Source organism: Xanthomonas sp. NCPPB 3442, assembly GCF_056725145.1.
In genome coordinates this window covers 2,790,231-2,813,889 of sequence record NZ_CM161514.1, presented here as the reverse complement: position 1 = coordinate 2,813,889, position 23,659 = coordinate 2,790,231, and the positions used below count along the sequence as shown (strand labels likewise).

Here is a 23,659-nt window from a genome sequence, read left to right as displayed (position 1 = left end):
CTGTCTTACGCGAGGAGGGCCGTGCGATTGCTCTCCGAAGGCGCATCCCCGAAACACGTCTCCCAGCGCAGGTTGCCGAGATAGCGCTGCGCCATGCGGCCTTCGTCGTCCAGCGCGAACAGGTGCAGCCAGCGATTGTCGAACAGGGCGCGGACCTGCGGGTGCCGTTCGAGGATGGTGGCGATCGCCTCGGGCGGTGCTTCGATCAGCACGGAGAGCCGCAGCGGCTCGTGGGTCAGGCGTTGGCCGTCATGCACCGATTGCCACGGCAACCCGGTGCGCAGGATCCCGCCGTTGCCCTCGACCACACCGATGCCGCCGGTGACGTTGTGCAGCAGCTTGTTGCCGGCACCAAGACTCTCGGGCGCGACGGTGGATCCGTAGTACTGCAGGCTGATCCAGCTGGCGACGACGACCGGTGCGGTCAGGATCAACTCCAGCACGCCGAAGCCGTCGTCGTAGCGCCAGTCGTAGTCATGGAGGAAGGCGCGTCCGGCCAGATCGCGCCCGGCAGTGCGCGAGCGCGGTGCGGCGATGAAGGCCTGGCAGCCGGCAAGTGCCCATTCGGGGCGAATCTCGGCCCAGTCGCGGGCGCGATGTGCGATGTCCTGGCTGCGATGCGCGCGGGGCAGGCGCACGGCACGTTCCCCGCGCGCCAGCGCCCCGGCTGCGGCCAGCCACTGCCTCGCTTGGGCGAGATCGTCGGCATGCCCAGGCGAAGGGTGATCGGCGGTGTAGAGGGTGACCGCATCGGTCGTGGTGTCGTGCAGTGCAGCCAGAAATAACGTGTCGGCGGGAATGACGATGCCGCGTGCGGCAAGACCGGCGCGCACCTGGCTGTCGTTGAGCAGCGACGCGAGCAACCGCGCGTTCACTTCGCCCGAATAGCCGCCGCATGCGCCGCAGTGCAGCGCGCTCGCATGAGGGTTGTTGACCACTTTCGCACCATGGCCGGCGAGTACCACCAGCCGGGCGAAGCCGCCGGTGAACGACATCGCCTTGAGGATGCGCGTGGCCATGGTCAGCCGGGTCTCCAGGTCCAGCCCGTCGGCAGAGCGTGGCGCAGGCTCGTCCGGTGCATGCGGGCGGGCCAGCGCCAGCCCGTCGCGCAGTAGCTTGGCGACGTAGATCGGGCCGGTGGCCTCGACGAAGGCGAACGAGGAAATGGCCGCCAGCTTGAAGCGGCCCCAGGCGCGCTTGGCACGTGCCGCGATCCGTGCGCTGAGGTCGGAGGCGGCGGCCGACGATGTTGCATCTCCCGCGCAGGTAGTCACACCTGGCGTGAGCAATACGGGCAGGCGCGCTTCGACCACGTCCGAGGCAAACCGACGATGGCCGATGCCCAAGCCGAAAAACCCTGCAAACCCGAGGGTCTGGATGCCCGAATCGAGGCTTTCCAGCGCCCGGCGGAAGACTTCCGAGCGCACATCGATGCAGAACGCCATTTGCAGCTTCACACGCCCAGATGCGACCTGGGCCGGCGATGGCGCGGCCAGCACGGCGTTGAGCTTGCGCTGCGCGGCACGTTCGGCCGCTTCCTGCAGGATGCTGTCGATGACATCGTCCGACGTTGCAGCGACCGGCTCGGCGTAGGCGGCAACGGCCCTCTGCCAGCCAGGCACCAGCGTGCAGGCGCCGTTGCCCAGCAGCGCGGCTTCCCAGAGCAGGCGGATGGCGAGCAGATCGGTGACGCATGCATCGGTTGCGCCGCTCAACTCTGCCTGCCAGAGCCGATACCGGGCGAGCTGGCCCCAGCCGCCCAACGTGGTCAGCAAGCGGTGGAAATAACCGTCCAGTGCGTCCTGCGAAAGTCCCAGGCGAGCGACGCAGTCGACGATGGCGTCTTCGGCATTGGCTGGCGCCTCCGCCACATAGCGTGCGAAACCTGCCAGGCCGGCGATTTCCGGAGTCAGATCGTGGGTCGCGATGATCCGCCAGGTGCTGTAGGCGCCACCGGACTGGCCGACCGCCCACAGCGCCTGGCCCTGGTCGAAATAGCCGGCTGCCCAGTGACCGATACGCTCGTTGACGATGCCGGGCCAGTCGACCGCATCCGCGTCGCGGGCCAGCTCGGCGACCGTGGGGAGCGCCTGCGGGGCAGGGCGTGCGGCTTGGACCGCCTGTTTCAGGGCGGGCAAGTTCGGCGGCCGCAGGGCTGCCGGCGCGTTCTGCAAGGCGGCTTGCAGATCCTGCTCGGCGATCTGGCCGGACTGTAGCCGCTCTGCATACCAGGACCGCGGCATGGTGATCGCGATACCGGACGCGCGCCGCAGTCGCGCCCCCGCCATTTCCAACGGCTCGCTGCCCTGGCCGAGGAAGGGGTTGACCGCAACGCTGGAGGCGAGCGGCCACAGCGGCGGGATGGCGCGTGCCGCACGTTGGGCGACGGCGATGATCACATCGTGGGACGGGGACACAGGCATGGCGGTGGGCGTGGTGGTCATCAGCGTGGGGGCCTGGGGTGAAGGGGTTCAGGAGGTCTTGCGAATGGACCAGCCGCCGAGCAGGCGATCGATCGTGGCGTTGGCATACAGCCCATTGGAGAGGTGGACGCGGAGCCCGGCAGCCGCGGGGTGCGAGGCCCAGAGCGGGAACAGCGCCTGCGCCACCGCCACCAGCCCGAAGCTCAGTACCGCAAGCGTCATCAGCGTCCACTCCAGCCGCCCCGGTGCGGGCGTGCCTGGCAGCACGCCGGCCGTCAGCCATTCGGCAGCGGTCTGCAGCGCGAAGTAGCCGATCGCTGCGGCACTGGCGCAGATCGCCGTCCTGCGGGTAAGAGGGCGTGGCGCGGCATCGGCAAGGCCCTGGGCCAGCAGGTAGGCGACACCAAAGATCAGGATCGCGCCCAGTGCCAGCGCCTGTGGCGACTTGTGCTCGAAGCCGAAGGTGAACCCGAAGGCAGTGCCGATGCCGATATAGATCGCCAGTGCGATCAAAAATGCGCGGCCGACCGCCGACCCGTTCGGAACGGCGACCGGCCCGGGCCGGCGGATGGCCGCCACCTGCTCGACCGCGCCGCCGGAGGCCAGGAACGCGTGCGCCTTGTAGAGCGAGTGCGCCACGATGTGCAGCAGGGCCAGCGGGAACAGCGCCAGACCGCACTGGAGCATCATGAATCCCATCTGCGCGACCGTGGACCAGGCCAGCGAGGTCTTGACCGCCGGCTGGGTCAGCATCACCAGCGCGCCGAACAAGGCGGTGAACCCGCCCAGCATGGCCAGCACGGCGAGCACGCCGGGGGCGGCGAGCATCAGATCGGCAAAGCGGATCAGCAGGAAGCCGCCGCCGTTGACCACGCCGGCGTGCAGCAAGGCCGATACCGGCGTGGGCGCTTCCATCATCTCGGTGAGCCAGCCGTGGGTCGGGAACTGCGCCGATTTCAGCACCGCCGCGAGTGCGATCAGGGCGGCCGCCGCGACCAGCGCCCAGGAGTGCTGCCCGCGCGCGGCCAGCGCATTGATCGTGGCGATATCGGTCGTGCCCATGCTTTTCCAGATCAGCACCGCGCCGCAGGTCAGGGCGATACCGCCGGTGGTGGAGAACACGCGCTTCTTGCGTGCGGCGCGCTGCGCCTCGACGCGCTCGGGGTAGAACAGCAGCAGGCGATGCATCGCGATGCTGGTGGCGATCCAGGCGATGACGACCTGGACCAGGTTGCTGGCCTGCACCAGCAGCAGCACCGCTGCCAGCGCCATGCACAGCCACCCGGTGAAATAGCCCTGGCGTGCCTCGCCGTCGAGATAGGTGCGCGCGTACCGCACCACGATCCAGCCAACGAAGGCCACCAGCAGGAGCATCGTCACGCTGACCGCGTCCAGCCGCGCGGACAGGCCGATATCGCCCCATCCGATCAGCGGGCTGGCGCCGGTGCCTCGCAAGAGCACCAGCGCCAGCGATGCGATCGCGATGCAGAGCGCGCCGAGCGCGGCGCCTTCGGCGAGGAGGGGAATCTTCAGTGGAGGCCGACCGCCGCGCCCCAAGGCGACGACAGCGGCGGTCAGCAACAGGAGTGGTGCGAACAGTGGGAGTAGATAGAGCGACAAGGCAATCCCCTAAGAACGAACGTGGTGGCGGGCCGCGCCACGATAGCGATCGGTGGAGTTGAATAAAAATTCATTGTTCTTGCAGATTCGTTCGTTATTATCGAATGATATGGCCGCCTTGAACTACAACCATCTGCGCTACTTCTGGGCGGTCGCGCACGACGGCAACCTCACCCGTACTGCCGAGCGTCTCAACCTCACCCAGTCGGCGCTTTCGGTGCAAATCCGCAAGCTGGAGGAGCGCCTGGGCCATGCGCTGTTCGAACGCCGCGGGCGACAACTGCATCTGACCGAGGCCGGACAGATCGTGCTCGACCATGCCGATGCGATTTTTGCCACCGGCGATGAACTGCTCGGCACGCTGCGGCAGACAGGTGCGGCGCGGCAGGCGCTGCGGGTCGGCTCGCTTGCCACGCTGTCGCGCAACTTCCAGATGGAATTCCTGCGGCCGCTGCTGGGCCGCACCGACATCGACCTCATTTTGCGTTCGGGCAGCGCGGGTGAACTGCTGCGCGCACTGGAGGCGCTCAATCTCGACGTGGTGCTGCTGAATCGGGCACCTGCCGGCGACGCGCTGTCCCCCTTCGTCACTCACCGGCTCGCGGAGTACCCGGTCAGCCTGGTGGGGACGCCGGATCGCCTGGGCCATGCGGCCAGCTTCGCCGACCGCCTTCGCAGCCACCCCATCATCCTGCCGACGGTGGATAGCAGCGTGCGCATCGGCTTCGACGCATTGGCCGACCGGCTGGGCGTGCGGCCGCAGATCGTGGCGGAAGTGGAGGACATGGCGATGATGCGACTGCTTGCCCGCGAGGACATCGGCCTGGCGGTTCTTCCGCCGATCGTGGTCAAGGACGAGATCGCCGCTGGCGCGTTGATGGAAGGCGATCAATTGCCGGACATCGTGGAGACTTTCCATGCGGTGACCATGTCGCGACGTTTCCCGAATCCTCTGCTCCGGCTTCTGCTGCAGCCCTCGACCAGGCCAGACAGCCCGTAATGCCGCTCGGTTGCCATCTGCGGGCAGGCATGCAGACCCATGCATTGACAGGGGGCGCCAAGCCGCTGCAGTGCGGTCTTGAACGCAAGGCGCGCGTGCAGCCGCACCGCCGAAGCGCAGGCGCGCGGGCTCGAGCCGGATCGACCAGCCGCATTGCTAGGCGGGGATGAGGCTGGTCAACGCGAAGTTGGGGTCGGCGGCTTGCTGCGGCGTCGGCGAGCGTCCCAGTTCGAGCAGCTTGCGGGCCGCCAGATGATCCTGTGGCCGATTGATCGAGTCCACGGCGCAGAGTTCGCCATCGACGTAGTAGAAGAGGGAGAACGTGCTGGTCGCCAGGTCGCCGCGCACCACCGCCTGCGTGTGGCCTGCGGCAAAGCCGGCCATTTGCAGCCTGACCTCGTACTGCTCCGACCAGAACCAGGGCAACGCAGGGTAGGGGCGATGCTCGCCCAGCAGTGAGGCGGCAGCGGATTTGGCTTGTTCGATTGCATTCTGGACCGACTCCAGCCGCAGCAAACCGCTGCCTGCACGCTGCCGCACCGTGCAGTCGCCGGCACCGACGATGCCGGGGCTGCTACTGCGTGCGCACGCGTCCACGATCAATGCCCCGCGATCGCAAGCCAATCCGGCCTGCTGGGCCAGTTCGCCGTTGGGGATGACGCCGATCCCGACGACGACCAGGTCTGCCGGGAACACGCGCCCGTCCGCGGTGTGGACGGCAGTCACCACGCCGCGATTGCCGCTCAATGCGCTGACGTTGCTGCCCAGTTCGATGGTCGCGCCGTTGTCTCGATGCAGGCGAAGGAAGAAGTTCGCCAGTTGCGGGCTGACGACGCGCGCCATCAGCCGATCGGCCGCCTCCAGCACAACGACCTGCTTGCCGAGCCGCCTGGCGATGGAGGCGAATTCCAGCCCGATGAAGCCGCCACCGATCACCACCACCTGCGAGGTGTGCGGCAGGATCGCGGCAAGCGCGCGAGTGTCGGCCATGTCGCGCAACATGCAGACATGGCCGAGCCCGGCGCCTGGGACCTCCAGCCGGCGGGCGCGTGCGCCGGTGGCTAGACACAGCCCCGTGTAGCCCAGGGTGCTGCCGTCATCCAGGTGCAGCGTGCGGGTGGCGTGTTCGATGCGCATCACCCGGGCGCTGGCATGCCACTGGATGCCCTTGCGGTTCAAGGCCTCGGGTGCGCGAATGTACAGCTGGGTGTCGCTCACCTCGCCCAGCAGAAACCCCTTGGAAAGCGGTGGACGGTGATAGGGCGCGCAGGGCTCGTCCCCCAATAAGACGATGGAGCCCGTATAGCCGCCGCTGCGCAGGGATTCGGCGGTCTGCAGGCCCGCCTGACCCGCACCGACGATGACCATGCCGCTCATCGCGCACCTGCCGTGCGCAGGCTCATGTCTGCCGATCCGGAAAGCGTACGGTCATGTCCGATGTCGGTACGAGCTGGCACGCCAGGCGGCTGTTGCTGCGCCGTTCGGCCGCCACGCTGTCGAGCATGCCGGCCTCCATGTCCAGCAGTGGCAGGTCCTGGCCGCCGGCCTCCACGTAGCAATGGCAGGTGGCGCACGCACAGGAGCCGCCGCACTGCGCTTCGATGCCATCGATGCCGTGATGCATGGCCCCTTGCATCAGGGTCCATCCCGGCGCGAGGTCGACCGCCACGGTCTCGCCGCTCGGTTCGATATAGGTGATGGTGGGCATGGTCGCTTCCTAGTACGCGCGCATGGGCAGATGCGACAGCCCACGGGTGATGCTGTTGGGAATGCGTTGCACCGGCCCGGTCAGCGTGAAGTGGTCGATGTAGCGGGCCAACGCTGCGAATGTGGCCATCCCTTCCAGCTTGGCGAGCGCCTGGCCTGCGCAATTGTGCGTCGCCAGCCCAAATCCCAGGTGATCGACGGGATTGCGCTCGATATCGAAGCGGTCCGGTTCCGGATAATGGCGTTCGTCGCGATTGGCCGAGGCATAGCTCACGATCACCCGCGCGCCTGCGGGAAGCACGACACCTTCGCCCAGATCGACCTTGCGGGTAGTCACGCGCGAGAGGTGCTGCAGCGGGCCGTCGATGCGGACGATTTCCTGGAAGGCGGCAGATGCCTTGCCCGGATCCTGGCGCAACCTTTCCCACTGCTCGGGATGTTGCGCGAACTGCCATAGCCCATTGCTGATGGCATTGATCGTGGTGTCGAAGGCGGCGATGACATAGCCCTCCATCAGGCCGATGGCCGCTTCGCGCGGGATCTCGCCGCGCTTGCCGGCGGCGGCGACCGTGGAACCGAAGCCACCGGGCGTAAGCCGATCGCGGTCGTAGGTGTCGGCGACGAACGCCCGCATCGCTTCAAGGCGTGGCAGGGCCGCGCGCATGCGTAAGGAGTCCGGGCCACAGGCATCGAAGCAGCCGGCGGCCAGCGCCGCCAGTTCGCCGCGCGCTTCTTCCGGCCATCCGATCAGATCGAAAATGACATTGACCGGCAGATCGTGGGCGACGTCGCGTACGCCATCGAACTGCTCGCGCTGCTGCAGGCTTCTTGCCAGTTCGTCGGCGCGTTGATGGATGGTGTCTTGGACGTGCTGCAGATGGCGTGGACCGAGACGTTCGGTGAACAGCTTGCGGGTGCCACCGTGCATGGGCGGATCGACGCAGATCAGCGCGTGTTCCCACTGCTTGTTGATGACCGGATTGAGCCCGGCGCCCTGCGCGGACGAAAATGTCTGCCAATCCATCAGCGCCTTGCGCACCTGCTCGTAGCGGCCCAGGTAGTAGAGGTCATAGGTGCGCAGGTAGGCGGCAGGCCCGAGATTGCGCAGTTCGGCATAGAGCGGGTAGGGGTCGTGCAACGCGTCGTCGGTAAACAGATCGATATCGCTGCTGATGCGACTCAAGGCATTCATGCGGTGCCGCCTCCGGCTGGTGGTTCGTACCCGACATGGGCACGCGCAGCTTAGAGAGCGCGACGGCGGCAGCGCTTGGCGAGCGACGAAGCAAACTTGACCAGGAGCGAAATCGGCATCCAGCGCTGCACGCTAACCGGCGTTTGCGCCGTTGCGGTAGGCACGTGCGCTGCTGCCGAAGCGTTTGCGGAAGCAGCGGCAGAAATGCGAGACGTCGCTGAAGCCTGCCTCCAGCGCGATCTCGCCGATGGGCGCGGCGACCGGATCGCGCAGGCGCTCGGCCACCCACTGCAGGCGCTGTTCGAGCACATACGCACCGAGGGAGGTGTGCGCGGCAGCGAACAGCAGTTGCACATAGCGGGGCGTGATGCCGAAATGCTGGGCGATGCTCTGCGCACCAAGCCCCGGATCGGCGAGATGCTGATGCACATGCTGGCGCAGGCGCGCCTGCCAGGTGAGCGCGGTGCTCCTTCCCGAATGCGTGCCGGCAGCCGCAGGCCAGGTCAGCGCCAATAGGGCACAGGCGGTGGTCAGCAGCGTCGAAACGTGCTGCCCGGCGCCGAGGTGATCGAGATGCGCGATGAAATTGCCGAGCAACTGGAACTGTTCGCCGCGATAAGCGGTGGCGCTCTGCGCAGCCAACTGATCGGCCAGATCGGTGCCGGGCAGGTAGAGCACGCGTGTGCGGTGATCGCGGCTGCATTCGATGCGATACGGATCGCGCGCGCGCAACACGACCAGTTCGCCGGCTTGCAAACGCGCCTGCCGGCCATGCTGATAGACGTCGCAGCTGCCATGCTCGTTGCGCATCAGGTAGACGCCATCGTAGTTGCTGCTGCGCCTGGAATCGATCGCCACGGGAGTCGACTCGACGGTGGTCAGGTGCATCGAACCGAAGCCTCGCCTCTGCATGCGCGCGCAGAAGCGTTGCGATGCCGGCTCGATCTCCATGTTGTCGAAGGCCGTTCTTACCAGGTCTTTCCAATAGCGCAGGCGCGCGCCGGCTTGGATCGCCGTGGTGTCGAACAGCTCGGTGGTTGGCATGGCGACGTCCTCCGGAACGGAAGCAACGGCTGGCTGACCCGGGGCGGGTCGCAAGATGATGCACGCGATTGCGCCCCTGTCGTTTTGCGGCGCATCAATCTGCAGGTTGGCGAGCGGCTGGCTGATTCCGCGGGGGTGAGATCCACATGCCGTGATGGGATGCACCCATCACGAATTCCACGTCAGTGGAACATTGCGGTGATGCCCACATTGAGGGCAAAGCCGCCGCAAACCAGCCATGCAAACAGAATGGCTGCAAGCGCCAGCGGCCTGATGCCGGCCTTGCGGATGGCCGAGACGTGCGTCGTCAATCCCAGGCCGGCCATGGCCATCGCCAGCAGGACGGTATCGATGTCGATCGCCTGGTGCACCAGCGTCGGTGGCAGCAACGCCAGCGAGTTGAGTCCAGCAACCGCGATGAACCCAAGCGCGAACCAGGGCATCACGACGCTGCCGGGCTGCGTGCGCGCGTTCTGGTCGGTACCGCCATCGCACTTTGAGGGATCTGCGTGCTGTCCCCTGGTACGAGAAAGATAGGCCGACAGGGCGATAAGAAACGGCGCCAGCAGCATCACCCGCACCATCTTGGCGATCACTGCGGTATTTGCGGCCTGCTCGCCAATGGCGCGACCCGCAGCGACCACCTGTGCCACTTCATGGATGGTGGAACCGGCAAAGACGCCGTATGCCGCCGGCGACAGGGCGAACCCGCGGGAGTGCGCGACCAGGTGATACAGCACCGGGTACAGGAACATCGCCAGCGTGCCGAACACCACCACCGTGGCCACCGCGACCATCACCTGATCGGCGCGGCCGCGGACGACGGGTTCGGCGGCCATCACGGCGGCTGCACCGCAGATCGAGCTACCCGCACCGATCAGCATCGCCGTGGTGCGGTCCAGGCCGAACACGCGCATGCCAACGAAACAGGCAAGGCCGAAGGTACTGCACAGCACCGCCGCGTCGATGGCAACACCAGTCCAGCCGACGTTGCCGATGTCCTGGAAGGTCAGGCGCAGGCCGTACAGGACGATGCCCAGCCGCAGCAGGGTGGCCTTGGAAAAACGCACGCCCGGGTCGGCGTTCGCAGCCAAGCGCGGATAGAACGTGTTGCCGGCCAGCATGCCGAGCAGGATGGCCAGGGTCAGCGCGCTGACGCCGTTGGCCTGCAGCCCGCCGATCTTGCCCAGCTGCATCGACGCGCCAGCCAGCAGGCCCGTCAATGCAAGACCGGGCACCAACTGGCGCAGGCGCCGGGTGGCCCCAGCGGCATGGCCTTGCAAAAGGTTGAGTGGGGCAGGAGTGCTGTACATGGTGGTTTCATCGCAACGTGCGGCAGGCAGGAGCGCACTGTGGACTGCCCGGAACTATCCAACAAACGGATAATTTCGTTATAACCTAGCGATAAAACAGGTAAACGATAGCTCCATGCGCCTGACCCTGCGGCAACTCCTGATCTTCACGGCCGTGGCCGATACCGGCAGCACTACCGCGGCCGCAGAGCGTGTGGCGCTGTCGCAGTCGGCTACCAGCGGTGCGCTCAATGAACTGGAGAGCCTGCTCGGCGCGCAGCTGTTCGACCGCATCGGCAAGCGTTTAATGCTCAACGACAATGGCCGTGCATTGCTGCCGCAGGCCAGGGCAGTGCTCGATGGCGTGCAGCAGATCGAAGGCCAGTTCGGCCTTGGGAGTGCCGCTGCCGCGGCTGCGCCGTTGCTCACGCGCCTTCGCGTGGGGGCCAGCACCACCATCGGCAACTATGTGTTGCCGTCGCTGATTGCCAGCTATCGAAGCGCGTGGCCGGGCGCGGCGGTGGACGTGATCATCGGCAACACACGCGAGGTGGCCGCCGCGATGAGCCGGTTGGAGGTGGATATCGGCTTGATCGAAGGCCCGTGCCATGAGGCAGACCTCCAGGTCGTGCCTTGGCGACAGGACGAGTTGGTGATCGTGGCGGCACCGACGCATGCAGTGGCGCAGGCCGCCATGCGGGCACGGGTTCCGTTGAAGGCCTTGCGACAGGCGCACTGGCTGCTTCGCGAGCCCGGCTCCGGCACGCGCGAGGCGGTAGAACAGGTCTTACTGCCGCACCTGCATCATCTGCACAGCGATCTGCAGCCGGGCAGCACCGAGGCGATCAAGCAGGCGGCGGCAGAAGGACTGGGGCTGGCCTGCCTATCGCTGTGCGCGGTGCAGGACCTGGTGACGCTGGGCCGGCTGGTGATTCTGCAGACCACCTTGCCGCGGCTGACCCGGCGCTTTTACCGGATCCAGCACCGGCAAAAACGTCTGTCGGGCAATCTGCAGCGCTTCGTGGCGCATTGCGATCTGCATGAGCTGCGCGCTTGCTGATGGATGGCCGACATGCCGAGCCTGGGTCGGATGCCATGATCTATCGTCACGCTGGCCACTGCGCACGCTTCGCAGACCAGCAACGCATAGCCGATGTTCGGCCTGCCTCGACGTGGCTTGATGTTGCAACGCATGGCCGGCGCCCTTGCCGCGCCCACAAAAAAAAGCCGCGCAGTGCGCGGCCTTGATGCAGGAGCCGAACTGAGATGCTCCTCAGCGAACCTTGGCCAATGCCACGCGGGCGTCGGCCATGAACTTCTGTGCTTCCTGGGGTGTCGCCAGGTTGGCGGCGAGCTGGCTGAGCACCTGCTCGATGTCGCTGGAGGCGTCCCAGGCTTCATCGCACAGCATGCCGGCGATCGGGCCGAGGTAGTTCAGCGCGACCGATTCCAGTGCACTGCGAACGCGCTCGTCGGGCCCGGCGTTGTCGCCACCGGCGACCGGCGCCGCACTCGCGCTTGCGACAGCTGCGGCAGGTGCCGGTGTCGGGGCAACCGGCGCACGCACCGGCGACGGTGCGCCGCCGAGATCCTGTTCAAAACCGCCCATCAACCACTGCCGCGAGTCGTCGCTCAACAGCGAGGGTTTGCCCAGGCCCGCCCCGGGGTCGGCCTGGAAGCGCGCCTTGGCCGCGTTGACCATGGTGAGGCGTTGCACCGCCTCGTCATTGCGCAGCATGCGGAACACCACTTCTTCGATCTGCCCGCTGTTGATGCGGACGATGCAGGAGTGGTTTTCCTCGGTGACGATGAACAGAAAGCCGGACGCCTTCTTCAATGCCAGCGCTTTGAGCTCGCGCAGGATCTCGATCAGCGGACGGAATTCAGTGGACATGGCGTCTTCCTTGCAGCATCAGGTACGGAATGGGTGACAGCGACTCAGCGTTTGCTGAGGCGCTCCATGGCCAACCGGACGCTGTTGGACAAGCGGGAGATGGCGCGCGCCAGCGTACCGATTTCATCTTTGAGGTTGACCTCTGCGATGGTGTGGTTCCACTTGCCCAGGCTCAGTTCTTCGGCCACGGTGGTCAAGTGCTGGATCGGGCGCAACACGCGGCTCCAGATCAAGGCCCACTGCAGGCCGAGCAACAAGGCGCAGACCAGCAGACCGATGCCGGCGATCCACAGCGACTGGCGCACGATCACGCCATTGACGTCGCTTTTGGGATAGGCCGAGACCAGGGTGAAGCCCCAATCGGGTACCTGTTCCTTGGTGACGACCCAATCATCCGGGGTGTCCTTGACGATACGCTCGATGGTGGCGGTATCGGTGGTGGCGCCAGTGGTGGACTGGAAGCGCAGCTTGTTCTTGCTGTCGAACACGGCAATGAAGCCGGAGTCGAGCACGCGACGGCTGCTGACCACGTTTTCCAGCGCCTGGGTGTCTGCCTTGTAACCGACGTACCACGCACCGATCACGCGCTTGTCGTTGCCGGCAAAGATCGGCTCGTAGCCGGTGACGTACGGGTTGCCGAGAATATCGACCACGCCGTAGAAGCTTTCCCCGTTACGCAGCTTGGCAGCGGCCTGGCCGTTCGGATCGAGCACGGTGCCGATGGCGCGGCTGCCGTCGTCCTTCTTGACGTTGGTGGAGATGCGCACGAAGTCGTCGCCGGTACGCGAGAACAGCGTTGCGGTACCTTCGTGGATGGCGGTGACCTCGTCCACCAAGGTGAAGGCATTTGCCTGCGAGCGCTGGCCCAGCAGCAGGTCGTTGGCGCTACGATCGGCAACGCGGACGTCGCCGCCAACGCTGGGAGCGCCCTCCTTGTTGGCTTCCCTGCGCAGCTGGCGCATGGAGGAATTGACGCGGTCGAGCATCATCGCGCGGGTGACCGCGAACAAGGTCTGCAAGGACACCGACTGGCGTTCGATCGCGTCGCCGGCTTCGAACTTGACCCGGTTCGCTTCGGTAATGGCCAGAATGACCGTCAGTGCCACCACCACAACCAGCACCAAGGCCAGCACCGGCAACAGCAGGCGCACCCGCAAAGAGTGACGAAGCATCGCAATTCCCCTGAACGCGTTTAAATGAGTGAGTCGAGTGCCGCCGCAGCGCAGTGCGGCGGTTGGACGTAGCCGTTATCGGCTGCCGAACCAGATGCTGAAGCGGCCCCCATGCCGCTTGGCGGTGCATACGATAGCGTAAGCCGATCGGTTTGAGCGTGCGGAGCTATCGCGCGTGTCGCCTCGCGTTCAAGAATGGTCGACCGCGTAGCAAAAGCTGCCCGTGGGGGCGCAGGATGGGCGAGCCGCCGCTCAGGTCTCCAGCGACAGGATCCCCCGCCGCAGCGCGACGGTGACCGCATGGGTGCGATCGCGCACGCCGAGCTTGCCCAGGATGTTCTTCATATGGGCCTTGACGGTTTCTTCGGAGATGCTCAAGGCACTGCCGATCTGCTTGTTGGAGCAGCCGGTGGCGACCAGGTTCAGCACTTCGGTCTCGCGCGCGGACAGGGCATCGTCGAGCACATGGGCGGCGATGTTTTCGGCAACCGAGGCCGGCACGTGCCGGCGCTGGCCCCGGCGCACGTCGCGGATGGTGTCGACCAGCTCGCGGCGCAGCGCGCTCTTGAGCAGGTAGCCGCAGGCGCCTGCCTGCAGGGCGCGCACCGCGCGCACGTCGCCGGTATAGGTGGTCAGCACGATGACCTTGGCGGCGGAGTCGACCTGGCGGATGCGCTGGATGGCCTCGACCCCGTCCACGCGTGGCATCTGCAGATCCATCAACACCACGTCCGGGCGCAGGCGGATGTAGCAGGCTACTGCCTGCTCGCCGTCTTCCGCTTCGCCGACCACGCGCATGTCGTGCTCGGCGGCGAGCATGGCACTGAGCCCATCGCGCAGCAGCGGATGGTCGTCTACCACCAGCACCCCGGTTGGTCGGGCCATCTCAGCCATTGGAACTCTCCGTGGGTCGTGCGGTGTGAAATGGCCACCACCACCGCTTGGCGCGCAGGTAGGCGGCACGGGCGGGCAGGGTGATCTGGATTTCGGTGCCGCTGCCGGGACGCGACCACAGCTGCATCTTGGCGCCGATGCGCTGCGCGCGTTCCTGCATGCCGGTCAGGCCCCAATGCCCGGTGCGGGCGTGGCCGTGCAGCACGTCCGGGTCCAGGCCGCGGCCATCGTCGCGGATGCGCAGCGTGAAGTCACGAGAACCGTAACGCAGTTCCAGCGCGATGCCGGTGGCGTTGGCGTGCCGGTCGGCATTGGCGAGCGCTTCGCGCCCGAGCTGGAACAGCTCGTCGGCCACCAGGGGACGCAGGCGCATGGGCCGGCCTTCGACGCAGACCTGCAGTGCGGCCGTTGGCGGCGGCATGCTGGCGTTGCGCGCCCGTTGCAGGGCGGCGGCCAGGTCTTCGTGCAGGGACTGGCTGTCGCGCAAGCCGTTGACGCGATCGCGGCCTTCGGCAAGCGCGTTTTCGGCCAGATCCACCGCCTGTTCCAGCTCCAGCCGGCGCGGATCGTTCCAGGGAAGCGAGCGGCTGGCAGCATGCAGCCGCAGGATCAGCCCCTGGGTGCCCTGCAGTAAGGTGTCGTGCAATTCGCGGGCGATGCGTTCGCGTTCGCGGTAGCGCTCTTCCAGACGCGCGCGCAGGCGCCCGGCCACCTGCCGGGTCCGCATGCGCCAGGCAACGCCCAGCGCCAGTAGCGACGCCAGCGCGCAGCAGGCCTTGAACTGCCAGGTCTGGATGAAGGCCGGTTCGATGACGAAGGCCAGGGTGTCGCCGCGTGCATTCCACAGGCCGTCGTTGTTGGCGGCCGCAATACGGAAGCGGTAACGCCCCGGTGCAAGGTTGGTATAGAAGGCCTCGTTGCGGTTGCCGGCGTCCTGCCAGCGTGCATCCACCCCCTCCAGCCGGTAGCGGAACCGCACGCGCTCCGGGCGGGTGAGGCTGATGGCGTCGTAGCCGATGCGCAGACGGTCGGTCCACTTGGGCAGGTGCAGGCCGTCCTGACGCGGGTAAGGGCGGTCGTTGGCAACCACCTCGGTGATGAAGACCTTCGGCGCGGTTGTGTTGCGATAGGTTTGCTCGGGGTCGAGCCAGGCCAGGCCCTGGTTGGTGGTGAACCAGAGCAGGCCATCGGCCGCGGCGATCGCGGTGGGCACCGGGGTGGCCTGCTGGGCGACGCCGGGCAGGCCATCCATGATGTCGTACAGGCGCAGCGTGGGGCTGACCAGGCCGTTGCGCAGGCTGCGCAGCAATGCCTGCCGGGCGATTTGCACGACGCCACGATTGCCGTTCAACCAGAAGGTGTCGTGACGGTCGCGCGCGATGCCGGTGATGCCCTGCAACACCGGATTGGCCTGATCGGCCACCTGCTGGAAGCGGCCATCGCTGCCGAGCACTGCCAGCCCGCTTTCGCCGGCCACCAGGGTGAGGGCTGCGCTGCGCCAAATGGCGGTGATCGGGCCGACCGACAAGCCGTTGTTGGCGGTGTAGTGCTGCACCTGCCCGCCACGCAGCACGCTGAGCTCGCCTGTGACGCTGCCTACCCACAGCGCGCCATCGGGCGCGGCCACCAGGACCGAACAGGGTTGGTCCTGCAAGCTCGCAATCGGCTGCCAGCGATGGCCGTCCCAGCGCTGCGGGCCGCTGGCATCGGGACACGCCCAGGGCGAGCCCTGGGCATCGACGGCAAACGCGCGGATCGATCCGGTGCGCGCATCCTGCGGCAGGGGCAGGGAGTGCGTGCGGCCTGCGTGCAGGCGCAGCAGGCGGTTGTCGCCGAGCAACCAGCCGTTGGCGTTGGACGGCACCTGGAGCACGCCGACAGGCGCGCCGCGTTGCAGGGCCTGGATGCCGGTCCGCGTCAATGCCAGCTGGCGCTCGTCGCGCAGGACCGCCAGCAACACCGGTGCACTTGGCGTGGCGACGGTTGCAAAGACCGCCACCGCCGTGGTCTGGCCGGGCAGCAATGCCGCCAGCGGCAGCAGGGCCCGATGGCGGAAGCGGTTGAGCCCCAGATTGGTGCCGGCCCAGAGGTTGCCTTCGTGGTCTTCCAGCAGCGGGCCGGCAGTGGAGGAGGTCAGACCCTGCAGCGGGCCATAGCGTTCGAGCACCGGCGCCGGCGATGTGGGTTGGGCGACACGGAACACCCCGCCTGCGATGTAGTCGCTGCCCCACAGCGCGCCATCGCGCATGAAACGGATGCGGTGCGCGAACAAGCCGGGAAACTGCAGCCGGTTGCGTGCCACGGCGGGTAACACCACGCCATGCGCATCGGTGAGCGCGAACACGCCGCGGTGCGGATCGGCGACCCAGATCGCGCCGCCCGGGTGCTCGGCCATGGTGGTGAAGTGCCCGACCTGCTGGCCACTGGATTCGAAGCGTCGTGCACCCGGTTGCAGCGACAGGATGCGGCTGCCATCGCTCACCCACAAGATGCCGCGGCGATCGCGCAGCAGCCATTGCGCGCTGGATTCCGGGTAGCCCCAGTCGGCACCGGCGCGATGCCAGCGTTGTCCGTCAAACCAGCACAGCCCGCCATCGATGGCGGCCCACAGACGGCCGCTGCCATCGCGCTCGATGCGGAAGACCATCCCATCCGGCACATCCTTGCCGGGGACGAAATGGGTGAGATGGCCGTCGGCCAGGCGATCGATGCCGGCATTGAAATAGCCGATCCACGCGCCGTCGTCGTTGGTCAGCGACAGTGCGGTCATGTTGTGCGATGCATAGGCTTCGCCCTCCGGCGCTGCCTGCCGGGTGAAGTGTTCGCCGTCGAACTTGAACAGCCCGAAGCCAGTCGCCAGCCACAGCGCGCCGCCATCAGCTTGCTGGATGTCCCAGATGTCGGCCGGCGCACCGCGCTCGATGCTCCAGGCCGTGTGGTGGAACTGCAGCAGCCCGTCGCGAGTCGCGGCGATGCCGGCTGCGCAGGCAGGACGACAGAGCAGGAGTAGCCACCACAGCGCCACCACCGCTGCCGCGCGCAAGCGCGACAAGCAAAGCGAATGGATGACGGACGCATGCGGCATCGCATCATTGTCGGGCGGGATCGGGGGAAGCACCACCACCTCTTTCGGGGGAGGGACGTGCGGGAAGAATTCGTTTAGCGACTGACTCAGGCCGCGCGCGTGATGCGCGAACCGTAGGGCGGCGCGCAACGCCTCGGCATGCTGCAGCCTCACTGCACCGCGTTGCGGTTGCGGTTGCTTGGCGGTCGCCGCGACGCGCTGTTGCATGTTGATCGCGATATTGAACAACCGCGCGCCGTCTGATCAGCGCGATGTGTGGCGATGCGTCTGCGCTCTCTGGATCGCACTGGCACTGCATCGGGGCATGACGCCGCGCTCGATCGAACGCGCATTGCATCCAGGCCGCTGCCCGTGGCGAAGACGTGCAAGCGCTCCCCCGAAAGAGGGAAAGATTCGCCTCACCATCAGGGGTAGGGCAACGAGGCTGTCCCCGGCACCATGCGGTCATTCCCCCCGGAGACGCCCCGTGGCACCTCTGACTGCCATCGCTTGCCCCGAGACGCGTGCTGCAGGACGCATGCAAACGCAGGCCCCGCGTGTGCGCGCTGTTGCGCGCGCAATGCAGTACATCGACACGCATCTGTACGAACCTGTCAGCGTGGCGCATCTCGCGCAAGCTGCCTGTCTGAGCCGCTTCCATTTCGCCCGCGTATTTCGCGATGCGGTCGGCGCCAGTCCAATGGAATACCTGCGTCATCGTCGGCTCGAACGTGCCCAGGCGATGTTGCGCGAAGGCCGCCACACCATCAGCCAGATCGCCACCGATCTGTGCTTCTTCGATCAAAGCCACTTCGTTCGCAGCTTTCGCAACGCCACCGGGTGCACGCCGGCGCGTTTCGCCGCGCAGACGGCGATGGAGACATGCGGGGCTGCACACATGCCCTCATCGCAGCGGCGCGGCGATGAATCGGTGTCACTTTCCATGGAGCAACCCGCATGACCACTGCAATTGCCGTGCCCGGCACATCCTTGCTATCGCCTGGCGATCACACCCTGATTCTGATCGACCATCAATCGCAGATGGCGTTCGCCACGCACACCATCGACATTTCGGCGCTGCGCAACAATGTGTCCTTGATTGCAAAGGGCGCCAAAGGCTTCAAGGTGCCGGTGATCCTGACCACCGTCGCAGAAAAATCGTTCTCCGGCCCGTTGTTCCCGGAGTTGCCGGACATCTTTCCGGATGAGCCGGTATTGGATCGCACCAGCATGAACGCCTGGGAAGACCAGGGCGTGATCGATCGCATCAACGCACTGGGCAAGCAGCGTCTGGTGATCGCCGGTCTGTGGACCAGCGTGTGCATCGTAGGCCCGACACTGTCGGCGATCGACCAAGGGTTCGAGGTGTACGTCATCACCGATGCTTGCGGCGACGTGAGCGACGAGGCGCACGAACGTGCCGTTATGCGCATGGTGCAGGCCGGCGCTGCGCCCATGACCAGTGTGCAGTACCTGCTGGAATTGCAGCGCGACTGGGCACGTAGCGACACCTATGCGCTGACCACCGGCATTGCACGCGCGCATGCTGGCGGCTACGGCATCGGCATCCAGTACGCCAAGAGCATGTTCGGTGCGCAGGAAGGCGGGCATTGAACCTATCGGCACCACGTGGCACCGCCGGACTTTCGTCAGCATGCTGATGCTGCGCATCGCCGGCGGCGGCTTCCTGCTGCCGCATGGGCTGGGCAAGTTGCTGGGCTGGTTCGGTGGACCGGACCTGACCGGGTTCGCCGCCGAGTTGCAGCAGTTCGGCCTTCCATCCGCTGCACCGTTACCGCTGCTGCTGGCCCTGATGCAGACCCTCTCCGGGCTGGCGGTCTTGCTGGGAATGTGGACGCGTGCCAGCGCCGCATTGGCAGCGCTGTTCATCGCAACCACCGTGCTGGTTGCCATTCCCAACGGATGGTTCTGGATGCACGGCGGCATGGAGTATCCGCTGATGTGGATGGTCGTCTTGCTGTCACTGGCTGCAGTCGGTGGTGGCGACTGGTCGCTGGATCGTCTGCGTAGGCGCGCGGCATGAGCCCCACTGCGGGCAATCACGATGCCGGTCGACGCTTGTGGATGCAGGGCGCCGCAGCCGGTCTTGCGTTGGGTGCATTGCCGGCTGCCTCGTCTGCGTCAGGGAAGTCTCCCATGGTCGATCTCGTCGTTCGCAATGCGCGCATTACCACGCTCGATCCGCGCCAGCCCAGTGCCACTGCCATCGCCGTTGCCGATGGACGCATCGTGGCAGTCGGCGACGATGCGCAGATCATGGCCTTGGCGCAGGGCATGCGCACCATCGATGCGCAGGGGCGGCGGTTGCTGCCCGGCCTCAACGACAGCCACACCCATCTGATCCGTGGTGGTCTGAACTACAACCTGGAGCTGCGCTGGGATGGCGTGCGCTCGCTGGCCGACGCCATGGCCATGCTGAAGGTGCAGGTCGATCGCACGCCAGCGCCGCAGTGGGTGCGCGTGGTTGGCGGTTTCACTGCGCATCAGTTCGCTGAAAAGCGCCTGCCCACGCTCGAGGAGATCAACGCCATCGCGCCGGACACGCCGGTGTTTCTGTTGCATCTGTACGACCGTGCCTTGCTCAATCGTGCCGCGCTGCGAGCCTGCGGCTACGACAAGACCACGCCGGATCCGCCGGGCGGGCGCATCGAGCGCGACAAGTTGGGCAACCCCACGGGGTTGCTGCTGGCCAAGCCCAACGCGTTGATCCTTTACGCAAGTCTGGCCAAAGGCCCGCGTCTGCCGCTGGAATACCAGGCCAATTCCACTCGCCATTTCATGCGCGAGCTCAACCGGCTCGGGATCACCTCGGTGATCGACGCCGGTGGTGGTTTCCAGAATTATCCGGAGGATTACCAGGTCATCGAACAGCTGCACGCAGCCGGCCAACTGAGCGTGCGCATTGCCTATAACCTGTTCACCCAGAACAAGGGCAGGGAGGTCGAGGACTTCCGCGGCTGGACCGACTTACTGCCGGTGCGCAAGGGCGATGACCTGCTGCGTCACAACGGCGCCGGCGAGATGCTGGTGTTTTCCGCGGCAGACTTCGAACAATTCAGCGAGCCGCGCCCAGAGCTGCCGGCGGCGCTGGAGCCCGAGCTGGAGCAGGTGGTGCGGCTATTGGTGGAAAAGCGCTGGCCATTTCGTATCCATGCGACATACGACCAAAGCATCGCGCGCATTCTCGATGTCTATGAAAAGGTCAACGCCGACATCCCGTTCGACGGCCTGCATTGGTTCATCGACCATGCCGAAACGATTACCCCGCGCAATATCGACCGCATCCGCGCCTTGAACGGCGGCATCGCCGTGCAGCATCGTATGGCCTACCAGGGCGAGGCGTTCGTGCAGCGCTACGGTGTGCAGGCTGCAAAACAGACGCCGCCAGTGCGACGCATGCTCGCAGCGGGAATTCCGGTCGGCGCAGGCACCGATGCCACGCGCGTGGCCAGCTACAACCCGTGGGTGGCGCTGTCGTGGCTGGTCACCGGCCGCACGGTGGGCGGTCTGGCCCTGTATGGCGAGGAGAATCTGCTTGATCGCGAACAAGCGTTGCGCTTGTGGACGCAGGGCAGCGCCTGGTTTTCCGGCGACGAGACCCGTAAGGGCACCTTGGCGGTAGGGCAGTTGGCCGACTTCATCGTGTTGTCTGACGATTACTTCCGCATCGACGATGCGGCCATCGCCGACATCACCAGCGTGCTGACCGTGCTGGGCGGGCGTGTTGTGCATGGCGATGGCGACTTTGCTGCGCTCGCTCCCACGCTGCCGCCTGCCATGCCGGACTGGTCGCCGGTGAATCGGTTCGGCGGCTACCAGGTTGGAGGCGCGGTAAGCGGGCTGTCCGCTGCAACGCACACGCATGCACACGGCCACGCGTGTCGTGCCCACGGCGCGCACGCGCACGCCGGGCAACATGCGGTCCCCACCGATGATCTACGTAGTTTCTGGGGCGCCTTGGGATGCGCGTGCTTCGCGTTCTGATGGCGGTATCGCCAGCACATCTGCGTGCCTGTGCGTTGCGCGCGGCACACCTGTGCGTTGTCTGTTTCGTCCCATTGCCTGGAGCCTTGCCGCGATGACTGTTTCTGCCGCACCTGCCGACGGTGGTGCCTGGGCGCCGCTGCGTGAGCCGGTCTTCCGTGCCTTGTGGCTGGCGATCCTGGGCAGCAACGTCGGTACCTGGATCAATGATGTCGCCGCGTCCTGGGTGATGGCCGAACAGACCGGCTCGCCATTGATGGTGGCGGCGGTGCAGTCGGCCACCACCTTGCCGGTGGTGCTATTGGCACTGGTCGCCGGCACGCTGGCCGACATCGTCGACCGTCGTCGCTACCTGCTGTTGACCCAGGCCTGGATGCTGCTGGTGGCCGGTATGCTCGCGTTATTGGCGCATCTGCAGTTGCTGACGCCGTGGGTCTTGGTGGCGCTCACCTTTGCAATGGGCGTGGGCGCAGCAATGGCGATGCCGGCGCAGGCAGCGATCGTGTCGGAACTGGTGCCGCGCCCGATGCTGGCTTCGGCGGTGGCGCTCAATTCGATCGGCATGAACATCGCGCGATCGATCGGCCCGGCCGTGGGTGGGCTGATCGTGGCGCAATTCGGCCCGCCGTGGGCCTTCCTGCTCAACGGGCTGACCTTTGGCGTGATGCTGTACGTGCTGTGGCGGTGGCGCCGCGATGTGCGTGCCTCGGCGCTGCCGCCGGAGAGCTTTGGCGCAGGCCTGCGCGCAGGGTTGCGCTACGCCGCGCGCGCCGGTCGCCTGCAGGCGGTGCTGATCAAGGCTGCCGGCTTTTTCGTGTTCGCCAGCGCGTTGACGGCGCTGCTGCCGTTGGTGGTCCGCCGCGATATGCAGCTGGGCGCCGGCAGCTACGGCATTTTGCTGGGCTGCATTGGCATGGGCGCAATCAGCGGCGCCTTGCTGTTGCCACGCCTGCGTGCGCGCTACGACCGCGATCTGCTGGTGTTCGTTGCCACCCTGGTGTGCGCCGCATCGCTGCTGGGGTTGGCGTTGTCGCGGCTGCTTGGCGTGTTGTGCGTGGTGATGGTGGTGAACGGTCTGGCCTGGATCACGGTGCTGTCGTCGTTGCAGATCGCCGCACAGACCGCCGTCCCTGCGTGGGTGCGTGCGCGTGCATTGTCGCTGTACATCGTGGTGTTTTCCGCAGGCATGGCCAGCGGCTCGCTGTTATGGGGTGGGTTGGCGCAACGCACGTCGATTGCGACAGCACTGCAGATCGCCGCTGCCGGTGCAGTGATCGCCGCGCTATTGGTCAAACGCGCGCGGATTGCCGGAACCGAACAGCTGGACCTCGCCCCCGGCGGACATTGGCCTGCACCTGCGCAAACCGATCGCGTCGAGCACGACCGCGGCCCGGTGCTGGTCACGGTGGAATACCGTATCGCTGCCGAGGCACGCGTCGCGTTCTTGCAGTTGATGACGCAACTGGGCAACGCGCGCCGCCGCGACGGCGCCGTGGTCTGGGGCATTGCCGAAGACGCTGCAACGCCGGGTGTGCAATTGGAATACTTCATCGTTGCCTCATGGCTGGAGCATCTGCGGCAGCACGAACGCGTCACCGGCGACGACCGCCAATTGCAGGAACAGATCCGCGCCCTGCATCACGGCGAGCGCGCGCCGGTGGTGCGCCACTTCGTCGGTGGCGGCGGTGCTGCGCTGCCGCCGCACGCGCACTCGGATATCTGATGCCATGAATTGGAAGTTCATCAGCGGTGTCGCGCTGGGTGTGGCAATCGGCTTCGGCTGCCGTGTGGCCGGCATTCCATCGCCTGCACCAACGGCCTTCGTCGGCGCGCTGCTGGTGCTGGCAATGACGTGCGGCTATGCACTGGCCGACCGCTTTCTGGCCCGGCGCGCCGCGAAGAATCTAGAGCATTGTGGCGGACCCAGCGGCCGCGTTGGCCGGCAGGGCGATGCATGAGCCTGGCAGTGCTCGGGGTCCTGCTCGCATTGGCGATCGGCATCGGCTGCCGGTTGCTTGACTTGCCGTTGCCCGCTCCGCCACGTCTGACCGGTGCATTGCTCGTCGTGGCGATGAGCGTCGGGTTCCTGCTGGCCGACTGGTTGCTGCGCTGAAGCGCCACGGTGTCGGGAGCATGCGGCGTGTCCTGAGAGCGGCGAGCGCATGATGCCCTCAGTCAACCAAGATCTCGACTGAGCCTGAGAAGCGCAGCGAACAGCAACGACTCTCACCGTCAGGCAGACCTGGCCGGTGTGCGAATCGGGATCCATCACTGGCAAGGTGCAGGTCCGAGCGCAGCGTCGATACCTCCCGACAACAACCTGTTCGGGCGTGAGCTATGCTTGCGCGATCA

The 23,659-nt window shown here is 66.4% G+C and carries 19 protein-coding genes and 1 pseudogene; 9 read left to right on the top strand and 11 right to left on the bottom strand.

What is annotated here, in order from left to right:
• Nucleotides 1–5 precede the first annotated feature (5 nt).
• Together AC1POX_RS12240 and AC1POX_RS12235 are read right to left on the bottom strand one after the other, a co-directional pair.
• Complete coding sequence (locus AC1POX_RS12240) at nt 6–2,444, bottom strand: YbcC family protein (protein ID WP_372356216.1); 2,439 nt, start codon at nt 2,442–2,444, stop codon at nt 6–8.
• Nucleotides 2,445–2,471: 27 nt separating this feature from the next.
• Nucleotides 2,472–4,043: a proton-conducting transporter transmembrane domain-containing protein gene (locus tag AC1POX_RS12235; protein WP_372356215.1), complete on the bottom strand. Its 1,572-nt coding sequence runs from the start codon at nt 4,041–4,043 to the stop codon at nt 2,472–2,474.
• A 109-nt stretch (nt 4,044–4,152) separates the two neighbouring features.
• On the opposite strand from AC1POX_RS12235, the gene AC1POX_RS12230 reads away from it, so the two are divergent.
• The gene (locus AC1POX_RS12230) at nt 4,153–5,043 is read left to right on the top strand and encodes a LysR family transcriptional regulator (RefSeq protein ID WP_008577914.1); all 891 of its coding nucleotides are present in this window, start codon (nt 4,153–4,155) and stop codon (nt 5,041–5,043) included.
• 156 nt (nt 5,044–5,199) lie between these two features.
• Here AC1POX_RS12230 and AC1POX_RS12225 read toward each other — a convergent pair whose 3' ends face one another.
• The 5 genes from AC1POX_RS12225 to AC1POX_RS12205 form a co-directional block, all read right to left on the bottom strand.
• On the bottom strand, nt 5,200–6,420 hold the full coding sequence (locus tag AC1POX_RS12225; protein ID WP_372356214.1) for an NAD(P)/FAD-dependent oxidoreductase: 1,221 nt from the start codon (nt 6,418–6,420) through the stop codon (nt 5,200–5,202).
• 22 nt (nt 6,421–6,442) lie between these two features.
• Nucleotides 6,443–6,751, bottom strand: coding sequence for a 2Fe-2S iron-sulfur cluster-binding protein (locus AC1POX_RS12220; protein ID WP_008577916.1), 309 nt, complete (start codon nt 6,749–6,751; stop codon nt 6,443–6,445).
• A 9-nt stretch (nt 6,752–6,760) separates the two neighbouring features.
• Entirely contained in the window at nt 6,761–7,942 is a 1,182-nt protein-coding gene (locus AC1POX_RS12215) for a cytochrome P450 (protein WP_372356213.1), read from the bottom strand.
• Between the two features lie 132 nt (nt 7,943–8,074).
• On the bottom strand, nt 8,075–8,986 hold the full coding sequence (locus AC1POX_RS12210) for a helix-turn-helix domain-containing protein (protein ID WP_122272920.1): 912 nt from the start codon (nt 8,984–8,986) through the stop codon (nt 8,075–8,077).
• Between the two features lie 182 nt (nt 8,987–9,168).
• Complete coding sequence (locus tag AC1POX_RS12205; protein ID WP_338338857.1) at nt 9,169–10,299, bottom strand: YeiH family protein; 1,131 nt, start codon at nt 10,297–10,299, stop codon at nt 9,169–9,171.
• A 115-nt stretch (nt 10,300–10,414) separates the two neighbouring features.
• Here AC1POX_RS12205 and AC1POX_RS12200 point away from each other — a divergent pair, with 115 nt between their 5' ends.
• Nucleotides 10,415–11,338 (top strand): LysR family transcriptional regulator, encoded by a 924-nt coding sequence (locus tag AC1POX_RS12200; RefSeq protein WP_372356212.1) that lies wholly within the window; start codon nt 10,415–10,417, stop codon nt 11,336–11,338.
• Between the two features lie 213 nt (nt 11,339–11,551).
• Here AC1POX_RS12200 and AC1POX_RS12195 read toward each other — a convergent pair whose 3' ends face one another.
• The 4 genes from AC1POX_RS12195 to AC1POX_RS12180 all read right to left on the bottom strand — a co-directional run bounded on the left by AC1POX_RS12195 (nt 11,552) and on the right by AC1POX_RS12180 (nt 17,323).
• Nucleotides 11,552–12,172, bottom strand: coding sequence for a DUF8082 domain-containing protein (locus AC1POX_RS12195; protein ID WP_031422913.1), 621 nt, complete (start codon nt 12,170–12,172; stop codon nt 11,552–11,554).
• Nucleotides 12,173–12,216: 44 nt separating this feature from the next.
• Nucleotides 12,217–13,344 carry a Cache 3/Cache 2 fusion domain-containing protein gene (locus AC1POX_RS12190; protein ID WP_029819529.1) on the bottom strand — a complete coding sequence of 376 codons (1,128 nt, stop codon included), beginning with the start codon at nt 13,342–13,344 and terminating at the stop codon, nt 12,217–12,219.
• A gap of 252 nt (nt 13,345–13,596) precedes the next feature.
• Nucleotides 13,597–14,238, bottom strand: a complete 642-nt coding sequence (locus AC1POX_RS12185; RefSeq protein WP_008577924.1) for a response regulator — start codon at nt 14,236–14,238, stop codon at nt 13,597–13,599.
• Nucleotides 14,231–17,323, bottom strand: coding sequence for a sensor histidine kinase (locus AC1POX_RS12180; protein ID WP_372357172.1), 3,093 nt, complete (start codon nt 17,321–17,323; stop codon nt 14,231–14,233). The genes AC1POX_RS12185 and AC1POX_RS12180 overlap by 8 nt, the downstream gene beginning before the upstream one ends.
• A 517-nt stretch (nt 17,324–17,840) precedes the next feature.
• Here AC1POX_RS12180 and AC1POX_RS12175 point away from each other — a divergent pair.
• The 7 genes and pseudogenes from AC1POX_RS12175 to AC1POX_RS12145 all read left to right on the top strand — a co-directional run bounded on the left by AC1POX_RS12175 (nt 17,841) and on the right by AC1POX_RS12145 (nt 23,420).
• Entirely contained in the window at nt 17,841–18,263 is a 423-nt protein-coding gene (locus AC1POX_RS12175; protein ID WP_029819527.1) for a helix-turn-helix domain-containing protein, read from the top strand.
• Nucleotides 18,260–18,916 (top strand): hydrolase, encoded by a 657-nt coding sequence (locus AC1POX_RS12170; RefSeq protein WP_011347411.1) that lies wholly within the window; start codon nt 18,260–18,262, stop codon nt 18,914–18,916. Before AC1POX_RS12175 ends, AC1POX_RS12170 begins: the two co-directional genes overlap by 4 nt.
• Nucleotides 18,913–19,346 (top strand): annotated as a pseudogene (locus AC1POX_RS12165) (DoxX family protein). Before AC1POX_RS12170 ends, AC1POX_RS12165 begins: the two are co-directional and overlap by 4 nt.
• Before the next feature lie 113 nt (nt 19,347–19,459).
• Complete coding sequence (locus tag AC1POX_RS12160; protein ID WP_031422904.1) at nt 19,460–21,307, top strand: amidohydrolase; 1,848 nt, start codon at nt 19,460–19,462, stop codon at nt 21,305–21,307.
• A 94-nt stretch (nt 21,308–21,401) separates the two neighbouring features.
• Nucleotides 21,402–23,030 carry an MFS transporter gene (locus AC1POX_RS12155; RefSeq protein ID WP_127166110.1) on the top strand — a complete coding sequence of 543 codons (1,629 nt, stop codon included), beginning with the start codon at nt 21,402–21,404 and terminating at the stop codon, nt 23,028–23,030.
• Nucleotides 23,031–23,034: 4 nt separating this feature from the next.
• Nucleotides 23,035–23,265 carry a DUF1427 family protein gene (locus AC1POX_RS12150; protein ID WP_057682197.1) on the top strand — a complete coding sequence of 77 codons (231 nt, stop codon included), beginning with the start codon at nt 23,035–23,037 and terminating at the stop codon, nt 23,263–23,265.
• Entirely contained in the window at nt 23,262–23,420 is a 159-nt protein-coding gene (locus AC1POX_RS12145) for a XapX domain-containing protein (protein ID WP_008577142.1), read from the top strand. The genes AC1POX_RS12150 and AC1POX_RS12145 overlap by 4 nt, the downstream gene beginning before the upstream one ends.
• Nucleotides 23,421–23,659 lie beyond the last annotated feature (239 nt).

What these genes read in the sequence shown, in the direction of transcription:
- AC1POX_RS12240 (WP_372356216.1), bottom strand. Translation starts at nt 2,444, where the DNA reads ATGACCACCACGCCCACCGCCATGCCTGTGTCCCCGTCCCACGATGTG.
- AC1POX_RS12230 (WP_008577914.1), top strand. Translation starts at nt 4,153, where the DNA reads ATGGCCGCCTTGAACTACAACCATCTGCGCTACTTCTGGGCGGTCGCG.
- AC1POX_RS12225 (WP_372356214.1), bottom strand. Translation starts at nt 6,420, where the DNA reads ATGAGCGGCATGGTCATCGTCGGTGCGGGTCAGGCGGGCCTGCAGACC.
- AC1POX_RS12220 (WP_008577916.1), bottom strand. Translation starts at nt 6,751, where the DNA reads ATGCCCACCATCACCTATATCGAACCGAGCGGCGAGACCGTGGCGGTC.
- AC1POX_RS12215 (WP_372356213.1), bottom strand. Translation starts at nt 7,942, where the DNA reads ATGAATGCCTTGAGTCGCATCAGCAGCGATATCGATCTGTTTACCGAC.
- AC1POX_RS12210 (WP_122272920.1), bottom strand. Translation starts at nt 8,986, where the DNA reads ATGCCAACCACCGAGCTGTTCGACACCACGGCGATCCAAGCCGGCGCG.
- AC1POX_RS12205 (WP_338338857.1), bottom strand. Translation starts at nt 10,299, where the DNA reads ATGTACAGCACTCCTGCCCCACTCAACCTTTTGCAAGGCCATGCCGCT.
- AC1POX_RS12200 (WP_372356212.1), top strand. Translation starts at nt 10,415, where the DNA reads ATGCGCCTGACCCTGCGGCAACTCCTGATCTTCACGGCCGTGGCCGAT.
- AC1POX_RS12195 (WP_031422913.1), bottom strand. Translation starts at nt 12,172, where the DNA reads ATGTCCACTGAATTCCGTCCGCTGATCGAGATCCTGCGCGAGCTCAAA.
- AC1POX_RS12190 (WP_029819529.1), bottom strand. Translation starts at nt 13,344, where the DNA reads ATGCTTCGTCACTCTTTGCGGGTGCGCCTGCTGTTGCCGGTGCTGGCC.
- AC1POX_RS12185 (WP_008577924.1), bottom strand. Translation starts at nt 14,238, where the DNA reads ATGGCTGAGATGGCCCGACCAACCGGGGTGCTGGTGGTAGACGACCAT.
- AC1POX_RS12180 (WP_372357172.1), bottom strand. Translation starts at nt 17,323, where the DNA reads ATGCCGCATGCGTCCGTCATCCATTCGCTTTGCTTGTCGCGCTTGCGC.
- AC1POX_RS12175 (WP_029819527.1), top strand. Translation starts at nt 17,841, where the DNA reads ATGCAAACGCAGGCCCCGCGTGTGCGCGCTGTTGCGCGCGCAATGCAG.
- AC1POX_RS12170 (WP_011347411.1), top strand. Translation starts at nt 18,260, where the DNA reads ATGACCACTGCAATTGCCGTGCCCGGCACATCCTTGCTATCGCCTGGC.
- AC1POX_RS12160 (WP_031422904.1), top strand. Translation starts at nt 19,460, where the DNA reads ATGGTCGATCTCGTCGTTCGCAATGCGCGCATTACCACGCTCGATCCG.
- AC1POX_RS12155 (WP_127166110.1), top strand. Translation starts at nt 21,402, where the DNA reads ATGACTGTTTCTGCCGCACCTGCCGACGGTGGTGCCTGGGCGCCGCTG.
- AC1POX_RS12150 (WP_057682197.1), top strand. Translation starts at nt 23,035, where the DNA reads ATGAATTGGAAGTTCATCAGCGGTGTCGCGCTGGGTGTGGCAATCGGC.
- AC1POX_RS12145 (WP_008577142.1), top strand. Translation starts at nt 23,262, where the DNA reads ATGAGCCTGGCAGTGCTCGGGGTCCTGCTCGCATTGGCGATCGGCATC.